This window comes from Paenibacillus sp. ICGEB2008 (genome assembly GCF_000307675.1).
Classification (GTDB): Bacteria; Bacillota; Bacilli; order Paenibacillales; family Paenibacillaceae; genus Paenibacillus; species Paenibacillus polymyxa.
The window spans coordinates 190,785-206,766 of the sequence record NZ_AMQU01000014.1 but is presented as its reverse complement, the minus strand read 5'-3'; the positions used below and the strand labels follow the sequence as shown (position 1 = coordinate 206,766).

At 47.3% G+C, this 15,982-nt stretch carries 15 protein-coding genes and 1 pseudogene; 10 read left to right on the top strand and 6 right to left on the bottom strand.

Annotated features, from left to right (window positions below):
* Positions 1 to 105: 105 nt before the first annotated feature.
* Entirely contained in the window at positions 106 to 819 is a 714-nt protein-coding gene (locus C400_RS0114115) for a GT-D fold domain-containing glycosyltransferase (RefSeq protein ID WP_017427366.1), read from the top strand.
* Positions 820 to 1,029: 210 nt separating this feature from the next.
* Positions 1,030 to 2,157, top strand: a complete 1,128-nt coding sequence (locus tag C400_RS0114110) for an SGNH/GDSL hydrolase family protein (RefSeq protein WP_017427365.1) — start codon at positions 1,030 to 1,032, stop codon at positions 2,155 to 2,157.
* Positions 2,158 to 2,379: 222 nt separating this feature from the next.
* Here the strand turns inward: C400_RS0114110 and C400_RS0114105 are convergent, their stop codons facing one another.
* On the bottom strand, positions 2,380 to 2,796 hold the full coding sequence (locus tag C400_RS0114105) for a hypothetical protein (RefSeq protein ID WP_017427364.1): 417 nt from the start codon (positions 2,794 to 2,796) through the stop codon (positions 2,380 to 2,382).
* Between the two features lie 163 nt (positions 2,797 to 2,959).
* Between C400_RS0114105 and C400_RS0114100 the strand changes: the two genes are divergently transcribed.
* The 5 genes and pseudogenes from C400_RS0114100 to C400_RS0114085 all read left to right on the top strand — a co-directional run bounded on the left by C400_RS0114100 (position 2,960) and on the right by C400_RS0114085 (position 7,825).
* Positions 2,960 to 4,939: a methyl-accepting chemotaxis protein gene (locus C400_RS0114100; protein WP_017427363.1), complete on the top strand. Its 1,980-nt coding sequence runs from the start codon at positions 2,960 to 2,962 to the stop codon at positions 4,937 to 4,939.
* A gap of 57 nt (positions 4,940 to 4,996) precedes the next feature.
* Entirely contained in the window at positions 4,997 to 5,173 is a 177-nt protein-coding gene (locus C400_RS26455) for a YjfB family protein (protein ID WP_016818514.1), read from the top strand.
* 188 nt (positions 5,174 to 5,361) lie between these two features.
* Positions 5,362 to 6,717 carry a dipeptidase gene (locus C400_RS0114090; protein ID WP_017427362.1) on the top strand — a complete coding sequence of 452 codons (1,356 nt, stop codon included), beginning with the start codon at positions 5,362 to 5,364 and terminating at the stop codon, positions 6,715 to 6,717.
* A 220-nt stretch (positions 6,718 to 6,937) separates the two neighbouring features.
* A pseudogene (locus C400_RS28590) lies at positions 6,938 to 7,093 on the top strand (putative RNA methyltransferase); the annotation flags it as partial.
* Between the two features lie 120 nt (positions 7,094 to 7,213).
* Positions 7,214 to 7,825, top strand: a complete 612-nt coding sequence (locus tag C400_RS0114085; protein ID WP_232795369.1) for a methyltransferase domain-containing protein — start codon at positions 7,214 to 7,216, stop codon at positions 7,823 to 7,825.
* 70 nt (positions 7,826 to 7,895) lie between these two features.
* Here C400_RS0114085 and C400_RS0114080 read toward each other — a convergent pair whose 3' ends face one another.
* The 4 genes from C400_RS0114080 to C400_RS0114065 all read right to left on the bottom strand — a co-directional run bounded on the left by C400_RS0114080 (position 7,896) and on the right by C400_RS0114065 (position 10,177).
* Positions 7,896 to 8,282: a hypothetical protein gene (locus C400_RS0114080; RefSeq protein ID WP_174821069.1), complete on the bottom strand. Its 387-nt coding sequence runs from the start codon at positions 8,280 to 8,282 to the stop codon at positions 7,896 to 7,898.
* 155 nt (positions 8,283 to 8,437) lie between these two features.
* Complete coding sequence (locus C400_RS0114075) at positions 8,438 to 8,929, bottom strand: hypothetical protein (RefSeq protein ID WP_013372771.1); 492 nt, start codon at positions 8,927 to 8,929, stop codon at positions 8,438 to 8,440.
* A 166-nt stretch (positions 8,930 to 9,095) separates the two neighbouring features.
* Positions 9,096 to 9,578: a hypothetical protein gene (locus tag C400_RS0114070; protein WP_016818510.1), complete on the bottom strand. Its 483-nt coding sequence runs from the start codon at positions 9,576 to 9,578 to the stop codon at positions 9,096 to 9,098.
* Between the two features lie 371 nt (positions 9,579 to 9,949).
* Positions 9,950 to 10,177 (bottom strand): helix-turn-helix domain-containing protein, encoded by a 228-nt coding sequence (locus C400_RS0114065; protein ID WP_013372773.1) that lies wholly within the window; start codon positions 10,175 to 10,177, stop codon positions 9,950 to 9,952.
* Positions 10,178 to 10,483: 306 nt separating this feature from the next.
* Between C400_RS0114065 and efeO the strand changes: the two genes are divergently transcribed.
* The 3 genes from efeO to C400_RS0114050 are packed head-to-tail and all read left to right on the top strand — an operon-like array spanning position 10,484 to position 14,570.
* The gene (gene efeO, locus C400_RS0114060) at positions 10,484 to 11,347 is read left to right on the top strand and encodes an iron uptake system protein EfeO (RefSeq protein WP_017427359.1); all 864 of its coding nucleotides are present in this window, start codon (positions 10,484 to 10,486) and stop codon (positions 11,345 to 11,347) included.
* 4 nt (positions 11,348 to 11,351) lie between these two features.
* The gene (gene efeB / locus C400_RS0114055; protein ID WP_017427358.1) at positions 11,352 to 12,716 is read left to right on the top strand and encodes an iron uptake transporter deferrochelatase/peroxidase subunit; all 1,365 of its coding nucleotides are present in this window, start codon (positions 11,352 to 11,354) and stop codon (positions 12,714 to 12,716) included.
* A gap of 24 nt (positions 12,717 to 12,740) precedes the next feature.
* Positions 12,741 to 14,570: an FTR1 family iron permease gene (locus tag C400_RS0114050; RefSeq protein WP_017427357.1), complete on the top strand. Its 1,830-nt coding sequence runs from the start codon at positions 12,741 to 12,743 to the stop codon at positions 14,568 to 14,570.
* An 88-nt stretch (positions 14,571 to 14,658) separates the two neighbouring features.
* Here the strand turns inward: C400_RS0114050 and C400_RS0114045 are convergent, their stop codons facing one another.
* Positions 14,659 to 15,939 (bottom strand): type III PLP-dependent enzyme, encoded by a 1,281-nt coding sequence (locus tag C400_RS0114045; RefSeq protein WP_016818506.1) that lies wholly within the window; start codon positions 15,937 to 15,939, stop codon positions 14,659 to 14,661.
* Positions 15,940 to 15,982 lie beyond the last annotated feature (43 nt).

The following is a 15,982-nucleotide window of genomic DNA, read 5'->3' as shown; positions in this document are numbered from 1 at the left end:
CCGTTCATACAAAAACCTTTTAACTTTCGACATATGATAGAATACGAAGTTTTTTTTCTCTATTTGAAAAGTTGAACAAGCAGGACTGACAGGGAGGAAACAAGTATGACGGATTCAAAGTATCTGGAGATTGACGAGGTATTGAAACGTTTGAAGCTGGCACTCGATCAGCACCAGCCCTTCTCGCTCATACGTATTGGAGATGGCGAAAATTTGGTATTGGCTCAAGACACCGTCTGGCCGATGGAAAAGGTGTTACAGGAACGCTGGGCGGTCAAAGCCAATCTCGGCCAAAAGGGACTATTTCTGCCCAATACGGAACTACGAGACGCAGTGGCAGAGGCAGTGAACAAAGCCAGCATCGCAGGCATTTTGCCATATGATGACGAGTCTATTAAGGCACCATCCTATATGAAGCGGGAGTTGACCGATCAGGTCTTTGCTCACTACGCTCTTTCCCCTGCGCTGACTTGCCATGCCTGCCTGAATCGATATTTAGCGGAGACACCCGTATTCTGGGACATCTTGAAAAATCGACGCATTCTGCTGGTGACCCGGACGGCCGCTGAAGTAAAGCCTGTTCTTGAGGCCGAGCCGTACGGGCTGCATATCGCGCACACGCTCGCATTTCATCAATATGAACAGATGCCGGAAACACTCGAATGGATCGCAGCACACAAAGATGACTTTGATATTGCGCTATTCTCTTGTGGTGTCAATGCAGTGGTGTTGGCGCAAAAAACAGCAGAATTAACTGGCAAAGTAGGTATAGACTTCGGCAAGGCGATTAATATCGTCATGTTCGGCAAAGCGAATTAAAGAATAAAAGTAATAGTCTGAAAAAAATCAACTTCGTTATTGGGGCTCCTCATATCAAAAAAAGCATCAGCAAAATGAAACCTGCTGGTGCTTTTTACTATCCATTGCTGCTCTAAACTTACTTAAAAATAGAATTGAGATTCTCTGTCACTTCTTTTACAATATTACAGAAACTAGCATTCATTCGAGATCATGAGGAGGATGTTGAATATGTCACATAACAAGAGATTGAAGACATATCCAATTGCAAAAACAAAGCATGTAAAGGTTCATGGTCGAACTACGCCAACACTCACCCCTCTCACTCTATTTTGGACAGGCAGCGGCATTGAATTAAATATGAAAGGCTCAGAGCTATGGATTGAAATAGAAGCCGATTATCAGGTATATGAGCCCTGGATCAGTATTGTCATCAATGGTGTCCCGATGAGTCGCCTGATGGTGACCGCTGGGCGACATTGGATCTGTCTTTTGAGAGGGTTGAACTCTGACACGGTCAAAAATGTCCGTATCGTCAAGGATGTCCAGCCTATGAGCTCGGACCCGCGCTGCTTGTTGCAAATTCATGCGCTGAAGGTTGACGGAGAATTGCTGCCGGTCCCTGATAAGCCCCTCAAAGTAGAGTTTATCGGGGACAGCATTACTTCGGGAGAAGGAACGATTGGAGCGAAGGAGGAGACAGACTGGGTTCCTATGCTATTCACAGCCCTACGCAATTATACAGCTATAACAGCCGAGGCACTGAATGCGGATTACCGAGTGTTCTCACAAAGCGGATGGGGTGTGCTAACCAGCTGGGATAACAATCCACATGGGAACATACCGGCATATTATGAGCAGGTATGCGGTGTGCTCACCGGAGAGAGAAATGAAGCATTAGGAGCATTTGCCGATCATGATTTTACCTCTTGGCAACCAGACGTGGTCGTAGTGAACTTAGGGACTAATGACGGTGGGGCCTTCTATTCTCCAGCATGGACAGACCCGGTAAGTGGGAAAGTGTATAAGCAACGTTTGAATGAGGATGGCACATTTAATGAAGAAGATGTACATGCTTTTGAAAACGCTACCGAACGCTTTCTTGTCAAGCTTCGGAATTGCAATCCTACTGCCCATATTGTGTGGGCCTATGGGATGCTTGGTACTCCGATGATGTCAGCGATCTATCGGGCGGTCGATGCGTACAAGAATAAAACGAGGGATCGCAGTGTGTCCGTATTCCAACTGCCGAACACGACAGAAGAAACGATAGGGTCTCGCAGCCATCCTGGACTCCTCGCCCATACCAAAGCGGCAGACGAGTTGACCCAGTATTTGCGAGAAATTTTAAAAAATTAGCAGCCGGAAAAAGCAAATCAACTCTGTTGTACACACCATGAAGTAATCACAACAACCAGATCATTTATGTTCTCGGTGTTGTAAGGGCACAGACAGCCACAAACCTGCGGCAAATGTCTGCCCCAGGCTGTGGCTGCTAGGCTTGGAGCGCGGCCGCCTAATCATAGGAAAACCATGACTCAGGCGCGAGCTCTGAACCGGAGAATGCTTGTATGATATATTTTACAAAAACGGAGTTGAAGCGATGCCCGTAAATACCTCAGGACCATTGCGAACAGTGGTCGATACACCCGAAATATAAGAAGAATATACCGTTTGTATGGCCCAGGGAGCGGACAGATCCTGTGCATTAAAAGCTTGCGTTTCATTAGATCCTGTCACGCCTAATACCCCCTCGGCGCGGTAGACTACCTCGTTCGGATCATAGTCGGCTCCACGTACGATTTCCACCGTATACGTATCACCAAGCTCACCGATCAGGCCAATCGAACCACTAAAAGTCACAATCGGACTCGGCACAAGAAAGGTTCGCAGCTTAATCATACCGAATCGCTCTGGTACTGGACCCAATTGAATATCGGGACCCTCCCCTGTTTTTGATGAACTGGTGGAGCTTCTCATATCCAGAAAAAAACCCATACCTTATCCCTCCAAGTTGCATGATACTCCATGCTATGCAAGCAATTCTTTGGCGTATTGGACAAATTAGTAATAAATCTATCAATTCAGCTCGAAAAAACCGATAGTAAATACATATGGTATAAGCTTTAGAATGAATATATAGATAGAAAGCAGGGGTTTGATGAAACAACTGAAACGACTGAAAACATTAACACTACGCAAGAAATTGACAGCGGCATTCCTGCTGGTCATGCTTGTTCCTAGTATCATTGTGGGCTCTTTCTCTTATCAGGCAGCATATAACCAGACAGATCGCCAATTACAGGACAGTGCGACATCTAGCGTTACTGCATCTGATCGCGCAGTTACTCAAACGATTCAAGCCAAACTCGCCGATCTCGAATATTACTCCACAACATTGACAGCTAGTGATAACAGTGCTGAAGCAGATGATGCCATTCTAAAAAGATTACAAGTGTATTTGAAAATGCATGCGGAAGTTGTTGATATGTTTGTAGGAACTCCCGAAGGTAAACTCATTATCGGCAAAGCCGTAGGCTCCACTAACGATCCTCGTGAGCGTCCGTGGTATAAACAGGCCATGGAGAAACCCGGTCAAACCGTAATCAGCCCTGTCGGGCTCAATACGGCCAAGGTCCCCGTTGTGTATATTTCACGTACACTTCCCGACAACAGCGGTGTTCTCGGTCTTTCTCTGAATTTGAATAATTTAAAAGAAATCACAAAGCTAAGAATCGGACAAAATGGCTATATTGTGATATTTGATAGTACCAAACGTATCGTTACTCACCCGACAGAAGTCAGCGGGAGTACCGAAATGGGAGAAAAAACGCCTCAATTGTTTGACTCCAAGGAGGGTAGCTTCGATTACAATGCCGCTGGTGTAGCTAAACATCTGATTTTCAAAACCAATGAGTTGACAGGCTGGAAAATTGCCGGAACGATGGACAAATCAGAAACCCGTGCCTCCGCCCAACCTATTCTTCTCACGACAATCGTAGTGTTGGTCATTGCAGCCATCATCATTGGTGTGCTCGCAATGTGGCTGATCAACAGTATCCTTAAACCCATCCATAGATTGCGTAATTCTATGGATGCTATCAGCCAAGGTAATCTATCGATTAATGTGGCTACGAACAGCACAGATGAAATTGGCGAGTTATCAAGATATTTCCAACAAATGGTGGATAACCTGCGTAACATGATTAGAGAAATTCAAGCAATGACAGGTAATTTGTCAGCATCCTCGCAAGAACTTGCCGCAGGTGCAGAACAAACGACCCGTGCCATCGAGCATGTGACCATAGCCATTCAAGATGTCGCTGCCGGCAGCGAACGTCAGGTAGACAGTGCTAAAGATAATCAGAAACGAGTTAGCGGCATGTCTGCTGACATTACAGCTATGACCGACACCATGGCAGAAATGACCACTTATTCCGCACAAGCTATTCAGGCGTCGGATGCAGGCAGTGAGCATATCGGCAATAGTGTCATCTCCATCGATGGAATTCGCACTACCGTGGAAGAGCTCGATACGATTGTCAGCGCTTTGAGTGACCGTTCCGGACGAATCGGGACGATTGTCACCGTCATTACGGAAATTGCTAGCCAGACGAATCTGCTTGCACTGAACGCTTCTATTGAAGCAGCACGAGCTGGGGAGCATGGCAAAGGTTTTGCTGTCGTAGCAACAGAGGTCCGCAAGCTGGCTGAAAACTCAGCTTATTCCGCACAGCAAATTCGTGAACAGATTCAAGGGATACAGAGCGGTGTATCTGAAGCCCTGGTCGCTATGGAATCTGCCAAGGAACGCGTAACGGAAGGCATCAATTCCATTGATCTATCCGGTCGCTCCTTCTCACGCATCCGTAGAGCAGTAGCCAAATCAGCGAAGCAACTCGATAACGTAGCCGCTTCTACCGCGGGAGTAGCCAATGGAACGAATGAAGTCGTTAGCAGCATGGAGGAAATTACACGTATTGCTGAAGAAGCAGCATCTCATACAGAGACCGTGTCCGCAGCCGCAGAGGAACAGCTCGCCTCCATGGAAGAGATCGGTTCGTCTGCCGCAGATTTGACCCGTCTGGCAGAGCAGCTTCAAGATTTACTGACACAATTCCAATTGGATGAAACAAAATAACCATTCCTACCGATAAATACAGAGAAAGCGAATTATCAAAATGAAGGAGGATGGAACATGGATATCGCAGCATTATCCACAGGTATGAGTCAGGCCAGCTTGGCTCAAGCCGTAAGTGTGAAGGTATTGGGTATGGCTAAGGATCAGGCCAGTGAACAAGGACAGGCTTTGGTACAGATGATGGAAAAAAGCGTACAACCGCATCTTGGGGGTCATCTGGACATCCGAGCATAAGTACATCCTATTCATGATGAAAGGCGATTCTACTCAGGTCTGTACAGACCCGGGCAGAATCGTTTTTTTTTCTCCCTATTTTTCGTTCAGCATAAAACGTAGTAAACTAGACATATCGTCCACAACCTCGGTTCGGAGGATAGCGCAATATAAACACGATTTACATTTAAAAGGAGGATACATAGTTTATGAGTTATACTGAATATTTTGAAAAAGCCAGAGAACAACAACTGGGCGAACTACAGGAATGGCTGTCCATTCCGAGTATCTCCGCATTATCGGAGCACAAAAAAGACATTAATCAAGCAGCCGAATGGCTGGCGGCCAAACTGACTGCTGCAGGCTTGGAAAACGTTGAAATTATTCCAACCAAAGGCCATCCGTTAGTGTACGCAGACCATTTGCATGCACCTGGCAAACCAACCATCCTTGTGTATGGACACTATGATGTGCAACCTGTGGACCCGCTTCACCTGTGGGAAACGCCACCGTTTGAGCCATCCATTCGCGATGGAAAATTGTATGCGCGCGGAGCGACAGACGATAAGGGGCAAGTTTTCTTGCACATTAAGGCGGTTGAGGCCATTTTGAAGCAGGAAGGCAAATTGCCGCTGAACATCAAGTTTTGCATTGAAGGCGAGGAAGAAGTGTCCAGTCCGAACCTGCTTGAGTTTTTGCACACTGGCGCTGAACGCCTAGCAGCTGATGCTGTACTGGTGTCTGACACCTCTCTGATCGAAAAAGGGAAGCCTGCGATTTGCACAGGTTTGCGCGGACTGTGCTCACTGGAAGTCGCCATTCACACGGCGAACACGGATCTTCATTCCGGCTCCTTCGGTGGCGGCGTGCCGAATGCCCTGCATGCTCTGGTGTCCCTGTTGGCAACCCTGCATGATGACAAAGGCCGCGTTAGCGTCGAAGGATTTTACAACGATGTTGCTCCATTATCGGCAGAGATGAGAGAAGAATTCGCGAAGCAAGGCTTCAATGAGAGCAAGCTGCAACAAGATCTTGCACTTGATTCGCTCTATGGCGAAGAAGGGTTTAGCTTCGTCGAGCGTGTTGGGGCTCGTCCTACACTGGAACTGAACGGCGTATATGGCGGCTTCCAGGGTGAAGGTACGAAAACGGTCATTCCGAAGGAAGCTCACGCTAAAATCACATGCCGCTTGGTAGCTAATCAGAATCCGCAAGATATTCTGGACAAAATCGAGCGCCATTTACGCGCACACGTTCAAGCAGGAGCTACCCTGGATATTCAACAAGGTGAGAAGGCGAACGCCTTTAACATCGACCCGTCACATGCGTTTTTACAAGCAGCAGCGGATGCCTTTGAGAAAGTATACGGTGTACGTGCCCTATTTACCAAGGATGGAGGCTCCATTCCGATCGTGGAAACCTTCTCCCGTGTGCTGAGTGCTCCAGTTGTATTGATGGGCTTCGGCTTGCCAGATGAAAACCTGCATGCACCAAACGAGCATTTTAATTTGGAGAATTTCGACAAGGGTCTGCTGACGATTGTGGAGTTTTTGAAATCTGTGTAAGCATATGACAACTTCTAATGGCTAAGTTACAATAGAGAGGGCGAAAGCCCTTTCTATTTTTTTAGAGGAGCGCTGCACAATATGATTATTCAGTTCATTCGTTTACGGTAATGTGAGGTACAGTTCATGAAAACTCAATCATTTTTTCGAAAAATGGGTTGGGTTTATTTGGCTGTGCCTTTTTTCATTCACCCAATACGAATGAACGAGGTGCTTTTCTATGTCCAAATGGAATAAACACGAGATGAAGGCTAGCCTGATCAGGAAGCATCAACATCTTTTTAGTTGTCCTGTATGTTCTCAACCCATGCGTATGGTGGAAGGTAAAAGCCTCCTATGTATGAATCAGCATTGCTATGATCTTTCAAAACACGGGTATTTACATTTATCCGCCCGATCCCATAAAACCAAATATGATAAACAACTATTTAACTCCAGAAGAATGATGTGCAATAGCGGATTTTTTGATCCTTTAAATGAAGCCATAAGCTGCACGATGATGAAGTTTATGAAACCCCTGTACGATCAAAAATCACATCTGTACTTGCTGGATGCAGGTTGCGGGGAAGGTTCCCCTTCGAGCCACATTCAGGATAAGCTTACCTGGAAGGGAATCACCGAGCTTACAAGCGTAGGTATGGACCTGTCTAAAGAAGGTATTGTGTCCGCAGCCAAAGCATATCCTCATGCTCTCTGGTGTGTTGCCGATTTGGCTCATTGCCCATTTGCAAATCAACAATTTGACGGTATACTCAATATTTTATCCCCTTCCAATTATGCTGAATTTAAAAGGATTCTTTCGGAGGATGGCTGCATTCTAAAGGTCATTCCCGAACCATATTATCTTCAGGAATTGAGATGCTTGTATGAACAGAAAAAGCCAACTTATTCAAATGACAATATATTAAGCCGGTTTAAAGATAGCTTTAATCTTTTATCCGCCGAACGAGTAACCTATCGCTTTATGCTAAATGCCGACCTTGTGGAGCCTTTGCTCCATATGACTCCCTTATCGTGGGGAGCTACGGAAGCAGACTGGCAGCGAATGCAGGAAATAGATTTACCGTATGTCACCGTAGATTTACTCATCTTATGTGGTAAAAAATAACATACCAAAAAGCATTCACAGCATGTGATTACGCATGCTCGTGAATGCTTTTTTTCGTTAATGCCGTCGCTTAAGGAAAACGAGTGTAGCGCAACAGGTGAACCAGCCGATTCAGCCGTTCTATCTCCCGATCCAGCTCATGCAGTGGCTGCCCCGCCAAAGCAGCGTTCGCTCTCCGATCACGTAGCGGATTTATTTTCCGGCCAATGAGTTTCAGCACGGTGGCCTTCCCCATGTTATTCACCACCACATATTGCGTTAGCGGATCAAGCTCAATCCACAATACATGGTGCTGTTGAAAAAACAACAGTAATTGCTTTTTTAACTCATCCAGCTCATGAGGCTCACCTGCAATTTGCGGCTGATGATGAAAAGCCACATAGCCCATCACACGCAGGTCACTTATGATTTGTTCCAAATGAAGCGTTTCGTTTATGTACACATTGTTCGTGCTCATGCGATTTCTTGCACCATTCGTACGATTTTCCCGGATGACGTTCACCCCCTGACTATCGTTTATTTTAAGGTTTATCTTTCCCCTTTTTCACTGTAGCGCAATCGGTTAAAAAAATCAGGACGTATACAAACCTTACGAATAAAAAAACAACCGGCTTAAACGCCAGTTGTTTCCCGTTCCACAAAATACTTATTGGTCATATAATGAGCCTTGCCTCTGGAAGTATCAACCATTCCCTTTTTGTTGTCGAGAAAAACAATCTCCCGGCATTTGGTGCAGTACCACTTGGTCCGCTTGAAAGGGGATTCTGTTACATACGATGTACCACATTTGCAATCTACTTTAATTAAGGTTTCTGTTGATTTGTAAGCTTGAGACAGCTCTCTTAAGCCAGTATCCGGCTGTTGAATCGGGATAATGACCTCCTGATAGCTTGAATACTGATTGTGCACTTTAAAGTCAGCCACCAGTTCCGCATGCAGTCCAAAGTACTCTTTGCCAATCTCGGTTACAAATTTCTTGCCGATTCTGTAACACTCAAGCCATTCCTGTATCTGTTGATTAGACAAAGGCACCGTGCCCTTGATACCACTATTTAATGTGTAAGTCATGATGTATAAAGTATCATCTTGTCTATGTCCGTACATGAGAAGCCTCCTTATAATACACTTGATAATGTACTACAAAGCGTACAAAACATCAATTTTATTATTTGGCAAAAGATATAGTAGCATTTCCAAGTATGGATTTAATATATGGTGAAAAGCATATAAAGACGCGTGCGAGTCTGTTAGAAAAGCAACTGACAATCTGTCAGTTGCTTTGTCTTTCTACATAGTATTTGTTGGTCATGTACCAGGCCTTGCCTGTATTCGTATCCACCATGCCCTTTTTACGATCCAGGAACACAATATTGTTGCATTCCTTGCATGACCACTTGGTTCTCTTATGAGGTGATTCTTCTATGTAGGAAGCACCACATTTACATTCTACCTGAATTAATGTTTTATACTGACTATACGCTTCTACCAGTGGGTCCAGATCTACAGCTTTACGTTCCATTACAGGCTGTATCATGGATATGTGTTCTCTCTGCTCCGAGTATTCATTATGTACCTTGAAATCTGCTACCAACTCAGGGTTTAAACCAAAATATTGTTTGCCCACAACTGTTACAAATTTGCTGCCGATTCGATATGCTTTAATCCATTCCTGCACCTGTTTACTGGATAGGTCGACTGTTCCCTTTATACCGCTGTTCAGCGTGTAAGTCATTGAGTGTTGGTTGGGTGTCATATGTCTTATCGTTCACCTCCGATCAAGAATATACCACAGGTAGTCCTAAGCAAAAACCCGATTCAACTTCCATCCTGTCGTCATGCTAATTTGTATTTCATTCTTAGACTATCACCAGATGCATTTCTATCTAAATACAACTTTGTGGTACAGCTTCCACCTCAATTATTCATATAACTTATTGGAAAACGCATGGTATTTTCTTCCTTATCTATATAGTACACCACTTATACACAAATTCCCACATATTTCAGCGGTTTAATCGTTTTTTTCGTCATATCCTCAGCATGATCAAAACAAAAGCCTTCCCGACCACCCTTCATTGTTGAAGGATCATCGAGAAGACTTTGTACCCCGCAAGGAACGAGAGGTCAGATTTTTAATTCGCCAAGCCTGATTAATTCTACGACCGCCTGTGAACGACCTTTTACGTTCAGTTTCTGCATTACGTTGGAAATATGGTTACGCACCGTCTTCTCACTAATAAATAGTTGTCCGGCGATGTCACGCGTTGTTTTGTCCTGCACGAGCAGTTCAAATACTTCACGTTCACGGTGAGTTAACAAAAACTTGTTTTTCTGGTCGTTACCCTTCGTCAATTTCACCCCTCCTTGCTCGGGTTTTGTGTGGTGTAACAAGGTTAAGGGATACAGTCAACACATTTTATGTCATGTGCTCAGGTATGGTTCAATGTGCGGATAAAAATGGGCATAGGCACCTTACTTGTAGCTTTAATGACAAGTTGAACTTTGTGTCTAAAATATGTATTGACAGGCATATAGGCCAGCCTTATGATAAGAAAAAATGCGACTGATAATCATTATCAAAAATGATAATTCGTTATAGAGATCGCGCTACAGACTATGGTTCAGGGCCAGTTTGGCCAGAAAGGGTGTTCATTGATTATGAAACTACGTTATGCCGTACCGGCCGGAGTGCTGGTCTCTTCTATTCTGTTTGCAGGTTGCGGACATCAGCAGCCTGCTGCAACATCCAAAGATACAGCAGCAACAACACAGACCACGACTCCTGCGGCGACTGCTCCCAATTTTGATCAAGCGGTTGCGGCTTACCGTACCTATGCAACCGAGCAATGCGATACGTTTGTGAAAAAGACAGAAGAATTCACGAACGCAGTCAAAGCTGGCGAGCTGGATAAAGCCAAGGCTTTGTATGCTCCAGCACGTATGTACTATGAACGGATTGAACCGATTGCGGAAGCACTGGGCGATCTGGACCCGAATATTGACGCTCGTGACGGTGATGTGGATGCAGCAGATTGGCGCGGATTTCACCGTATTGAGAAAACATTATGGGAAGAGAACACCACCAAAGGATTGGATGAGTTTTCCGACCGCCTGCTGAGTGATGCCAAGCTGCTGCGTGCCAAAGTAGAAACAGTTAACATTGATGCCAGCTTGATGGTAACAGGTGCAGTCGAGTTGCTGAACGAAGTATCTACCTCGAAGGTAACGGGTGAAGAGGAGCGTTATTCTCATACGGACTTGTACGACTTTGCGGCCAATGTAGAAGGTGCTCAAAAGATTTATGACATTTTGAAAACAGATCTGAACCAAAAAGACGCGGCGTTGGAAAAACAAATTGGTGAGCGCTTTACAGCCTTACAGCAGGAGCTGGCTCCTTTCAAAGACGGCGAAGGCTATGTATCGTATACCAAACTGAAACCGGAAGAAATTAAAAAGCTAAGCCAGAACCTTGATGCTTTGGCAGAACCGTTGTCCCAAATGGGGAAATTGTTAGGAGTGTAATGATATGAAAGGCTTTAAGCGGCAAAAAGGACAAGAAAAGTCGCAGTATGCGGAATCCCGTAATGAACAGTCTGATCTGACAGAAAAGGATGCTCAGCCAGCGGATGATGAGCGATCAGGAAAAGGCAAATCTGTATCACGCCGTGATCTATTGAAGCTGGCCGGGGTAGGCGGATTAGGTCTACTGCTTGGCGGCGGGGGCGTGGGCGCTGTGCTGTCAGCCAGTCAACGCCTCGAAAGCATGATGACGGAGGCAGATACCAAAGATGTAGTTCCTTTTTACGGCAAACATCAGGCGGGAATTGTAACCCCGGCACAAGATTTTATCTGTTTCGCCGCTTTCGATCTAACAACCCCCGACAAGGAACAGGTGCGGAATCTCTTCAAGGCCTGGACGGAAGCAAGTGCTACAATGACTTCTGGTGTGCTGCTTGGCACCGATAATGAAAATATCAACCTCCCTCCTTCCGATACGGGCGAGGCAGCGGGATTATCTCCGTCCCGGACGACGATCACTTTTGGGGTGGGCCCCTCCTTTTTTGATGGACGGTATGGCCTGACAGGGCTCAAGCCTGCCGGGTTCCGTGAGTTGCCTCGTTTTCAGGGAGACGCTCTTGAAGAGCAATGGTGCGGCGGTGATATCGGAGTGCAGGTATGTGCCAATGACTTGCAGGTAGCTTTCCATGCCCTGCGTAATTTGGCGCGTATCGCCAGAGGAACGGCGGTACTCCGTTGGACGCAGGAAGGTTTCCAGCGGACGGCACAAGCTGATCCTGCGGGCAGCACACCGCGCAATTTGCTCGGCTTCAAAGATGGCACGGGAAACCCGGACACGTCCAAGGCAGACGAGATGAATCGGCTGGTGTGGACACAGACCAATGACGGACCAGCATGGATGGGCGACGGCAGCTATATGGCTGTACGCCGTATTCGTATGCGAGTAGAGGTGTGGGATCGTTCAACATTAGGTGACCAGGAGGATACCTTTGGACGCCATCGCAGCAGCGGTGCCCCACTGGGCAAAAGCAAAGAGTTTGACAAGCTGGATCTGGCGGCTACAAGCCCTGAAGGCAAGCCGCTTACGCCCCCTACCTCTCATGTGGCATTGGCTCATGGGAACGGGAGCATTAATATTTTGCGGAGATCTTATTCCTATTCAAGCGGATTAGACAAACAAACAGGACAGCTCGATGCCGGACTGCTGTTCATCAGCTACCAGCGTGATCTGTTCAAGCAGTTCGTTCACATTCAGGAGAAGCTTGCACGCAATGACAAGTTGAACGAATACATTGTACACAAAGGCAGCGCGGTGTTCGCCTGCTTCCCAGGTGTGTCGCAAGGCGGCTACATCGGGGATACGTTATTTTAGCAGCAGGCAAGGAAGGGGATTTATATGAATCGGCGCAATAAAAGCTTGGGATGGGTGTTTGTGCTGGTGGCGGCTCTGCTGCTGACAGTAACTCCCTTCATATCCGGCTATGGGTCGGCCGTTTTCGCACAATCAAATGCTAAAGCTGTCTCTAATGATCAGCTGATGCCTGTGGTCGGCGGAGCACTGGTGGAGGCGGGACAAGACCAATGGACGGAAGCGTCCAAGGACCTAAAGGAATTCCGTGGTTTATGGGAAGCTGTCAAAGCAAATGACGGGGATTCAGCCCATATCGCGGCCGTAGATCAAGCTCTGACCGATGCAGAAGAGGCGCTTGCCCATGGCGGCGGGGATTCAGCGAAAGCTGCGTTATCCGTGCTGGCACGCTCGGTCAATGAGTTTGTGACTGCTGCCGAAGGAGATCAACCGGCTCCCGCCGGAGCTAAAGCAGCGGAAAAACTGCTTCCTATGGCGAAGGGCAGTCTGGCTGCCATGCAAAAAGGCGATTGGGCTGCTGCGCGGGTGGATTACGACCGAATCGTTAAAGCCTGGTATCAGGTGGAGACCCCGATTCGTCTGGACCATTTTTCAGTATACAGTTCACTTGAAACAAAAATCAGCCTTATTCGCATCTCTATGCAAGCAGAGCCCATACGTCAAGCACAGGCTCTCAAGGAAATGCAGGAGTTAACGACGCTGCTGTCTGATTATAGTCAGGGCAAACTTGTGAACACAGATCAAGGGGCAGATGCAGGCAATGCCGCTGCCGGAGCAGCGAATGGTTCAACAGCTTCCCTCGGCGATGCAGTCACCCTGCTCGAATCCGCACGCCAAGATGTTGTAGCTAATCAGCCAGAGCAGGCCGCAGACAAGGTAGGTCAGTTTATCGCTATATGGCCTTCTGTCGAAGGACATGTACAAATTTCCGATCCGGCGTCTTACACTGCGATTGAAAATCAAATGACCGAGACTTCTGGATATCTGCTGTCTTCCCCACCGAATATGGATAAAGCCTTGCAGACTCTTGATCAGATGCTGGACAGGCTCCGTCCGTTGACCGAGGAACGTTCTTATACTGCATGGGATGCCGCACTGATTTTGCTGCGCGAGGGCATGGAGGCCATTCTCGTGCTCGCAGCTCTGCTCGCGTATGCCAAAAAAAGCGGCGAAGCTGTGGCTGGACGATGGATATGGGCAGGAGCTGGTACAGGACTGGTGCTAAGCGGAATACTGGCGGTGCTGTTCACCTCGCTGGTGGCAGCTGCTGCATCGGGCAGTATGCGTGAGCTGCTGGAAGGTGTCACCGGGCTGGTAGCTGTTGTACTGATGCTAACGGTCGGTAACTGGCTGCATAGCAAATCCAATGCTGCTGCGTGGAACCGCTTTGTGGAAAACAGCGTGGGCAATGCGCTGGCACGGGGCAGCCTATGGTCACTCTTTGCGGTTTCTGCGCTCGCGATTCTACGTGAAGGAGCCGAGACAGCTATTTTTTATATCGGTATGGCTCCGGCCATTAAAACCTCGCAATTGCTGATTGGTATTGGCTCAGCAACGGTTATACTGGTCATACTTGCATTTGCGATCATCAAGTTCAGTGTAAGGTTGCCAATTCGCGCCTTTTTCCTGACCGCCACTATACTGATCTACTATCTCGTATTCCGATTTCTGGGCGAAAGTATTCATTCGCTTCAGGTGGCAGGCAAGCTGCCGGGACACACTGCGTCCTCGCTTCCATCCATTAGCTGGTTGGGAATGTATCCAACTTGGGAAACGTTTGTCCCACAAGCTCTTGTGCTGATCTTTATGGTGTGGCAGCTTGTCCGTCAGGAAATACGCAGCTCCCAATCACGTTAAGTCAATACTACAATGCTAAAAATGTAAAAAACGCCAAATCACAGGTCCGATGGATATCGACTCCTATGATTTTGGCGTTTTTACATACTTACATCACATCCTCAGGCAACGCAATCATACGCTGATGGTGCAGCAGGTCCGTGCGATCACCGTGTTCACGAATGACATGCACTTCCCCGCGATAATCGAGCAGTTCCGCCGGAGTAGCATGTCCCAAAAAATATAATGGGCTGTAGCTTAATCCATAGGCTCCTGCGTTCGGAAAAGCAATATAATCGCCTTCGCGAATCGGGGGCAGCTCTGCTTTTTTCACAATACAATCCTCGGGTGTACAAAGCGGACCGACAATGCTTACCGTCTCCAGCGCCGTGGAAACCTCTTCTCCCACTTGTCTGCGCATAATTCGCACCGGGTAATTGTCCCTTAAGCGGCGTCCCCGAAAGGTAGCTGAGACGTAGTGATTCATGCCGCCATCAGCCACGACAAACTTCTCTCCCTTGGATTCCTTGGTATACAACGCCCGGCAGACATACATGCCTGATTGAGCGACCAAATACCTGCCGCTTTCAATGATCAGCCTAACCCCGGGCATACTGGATCGAGTCTGTTCCGCGAGTGCATTGAGTCCGTCAATGACGTGATCCATATCGAGCGGCTGTTCATGAGCAAAATAAGGTACACCAAACCCACCGCCCAAATTGACCGTATGCATCGCCACACCGTACTGAGCCTGCACCCGTTCTGCCAACTGCAAGGTATTCGCAAATGAAGCTAAAATCTGATCCGCTTTCAGCATTTGCGTACCTGTATACACTTGAATGCCTTGAAAATATACGTGTGGGCAATCTTCCAGCACCTTAAAAAAGTGATCCAGCTGCCCTTCATCGACTCCAAAAGGGCGCGGAACACCGCCCATTTTAATCGTTGCTCCCGACAGGTCATTATCGGGATTGATTCGAACCGCAGCTCTGACAAACACGCCTGTTTGGGCAGCAATGTCCTCCAGTAGACGTAGCTCTCTCACCGATTCAACATGGATGCAGCCGATCCCACAGGCTATCGCCTCGCGCAGCTCGGCTACCGTTTTCCCCGGCCCAGCGTACAGCACATCCTCCGCAGCATACCCGGCCTCCATGGCGACGAACATTTCTCCAGCCGAGGCAATCTCCACACCGCAACCTAACGAGCGCAGCAACCCAGCCAAGGCTACGTTACCATTAGCCTTGAGCGCGTAATGTACACGCACGGCCGGATGTAACCGGGCCAGCAACGAGCTGACGTGAGCATGCAGCGCGTCCCCATCATAATAATAAAAGGGTGTCGGATGCTCGCCGAATCGCTCCAGTAAGACTTGATCCTTTTGATCCATCTGCCGAATCCCTCCTTTCTTTGCTTGGATACTCTGTATTTGG

Coding starts and splice junctions, on each gene's coding strand:
- C400_RS0114105 (WP_017427364.1), bottom strand. CDS start 2,796: ATGGGTTTTTTTCTGGATATGAGAAGCTCCACCAGTTCATCAAAAACA.
- C400_RS0114090 (WP_017427362.1), top strand. CDS start 5,362: ATGAGTTATACTGAATATTTTGAAAAAGCCAGAGAACAACAACTGGGC.
- C400_RS0114115 (WP_017427366.1), top strand. CDS start 106: ATGACGGATTCAAAGTATCTGGAGATTGACGAGGTATTGAAACGTTTG.
- efeB (WP_017427358.1), top strand. CDS start 11,352: ATGAAAGGCTTTAAGCGGCAAAAAGGACAAGAAAAGTCGCAGTATGCG.
- C400_RS0114045 (WP_016818506.1), bottom strand. CDS start 15,939: ATGGATCAAAAGGATCAAGTCTTACTGGAGCGATTCGGCGAGCATCCG.
- C400_RS0114080 (WP_174821069.1), bottom strand. CDS start 8,282: ATGAGCACGAACAATGTGTACATAAACGAAACGCTTCATTTGGAACAA.
- efeO (WP_017427359.1), top strand. CDS start 10,484: ATGAAACTACGTTATGCCGTACCGGCCGGAGTGCTGGTCTCTTCTATT.
- C400_RS26455 (WP_016818514.1), top strand. CDS start 4,997: ATGGATATCGCAGCATTATCCACAGGTATGAGTCAGGCCAGCTTGGCT.
- C400_RS0114075 (WP_013372771.1), bottom strand. CDS start 8,929: ATGTACGGACATAGACAAGATGATACTTTATACATCATGACTTACACA.
- C400_RS0114085 (WP_232795369.1), top strand. CDS start 7,214: ATGATGAAGTTTATGAAACCCCTGTACGATCAAAAATCACATCTGTAC.
- C400_RS0114100 (WP_017427363.1), top strand. CDS start 2,960: ATGAAACAACTGAAACGACTGAAAACATTAACACTACGCAAGAAATTG.
- C400_RS0114110 (WP_017427365.1), top strand. CDS start 1,030: ATGTCACATAACAAGAGATTGAAGACATATCCAATTGCAAAAACAAAG.
- C400_RS0114050 (WP_017427357.1), top strand. CDS start 12,741: ATGAATCGGCGCAATAAAAGCTTGGGATGGGTGTTTGTGCTGGTGGCG.
- C400_RS0114070 (WP_016818510.1), bottom strand. CDS start 9,578: ATGACACCCAACCAACACTCAATGACTTACACGCTGAACAGCGGTATA.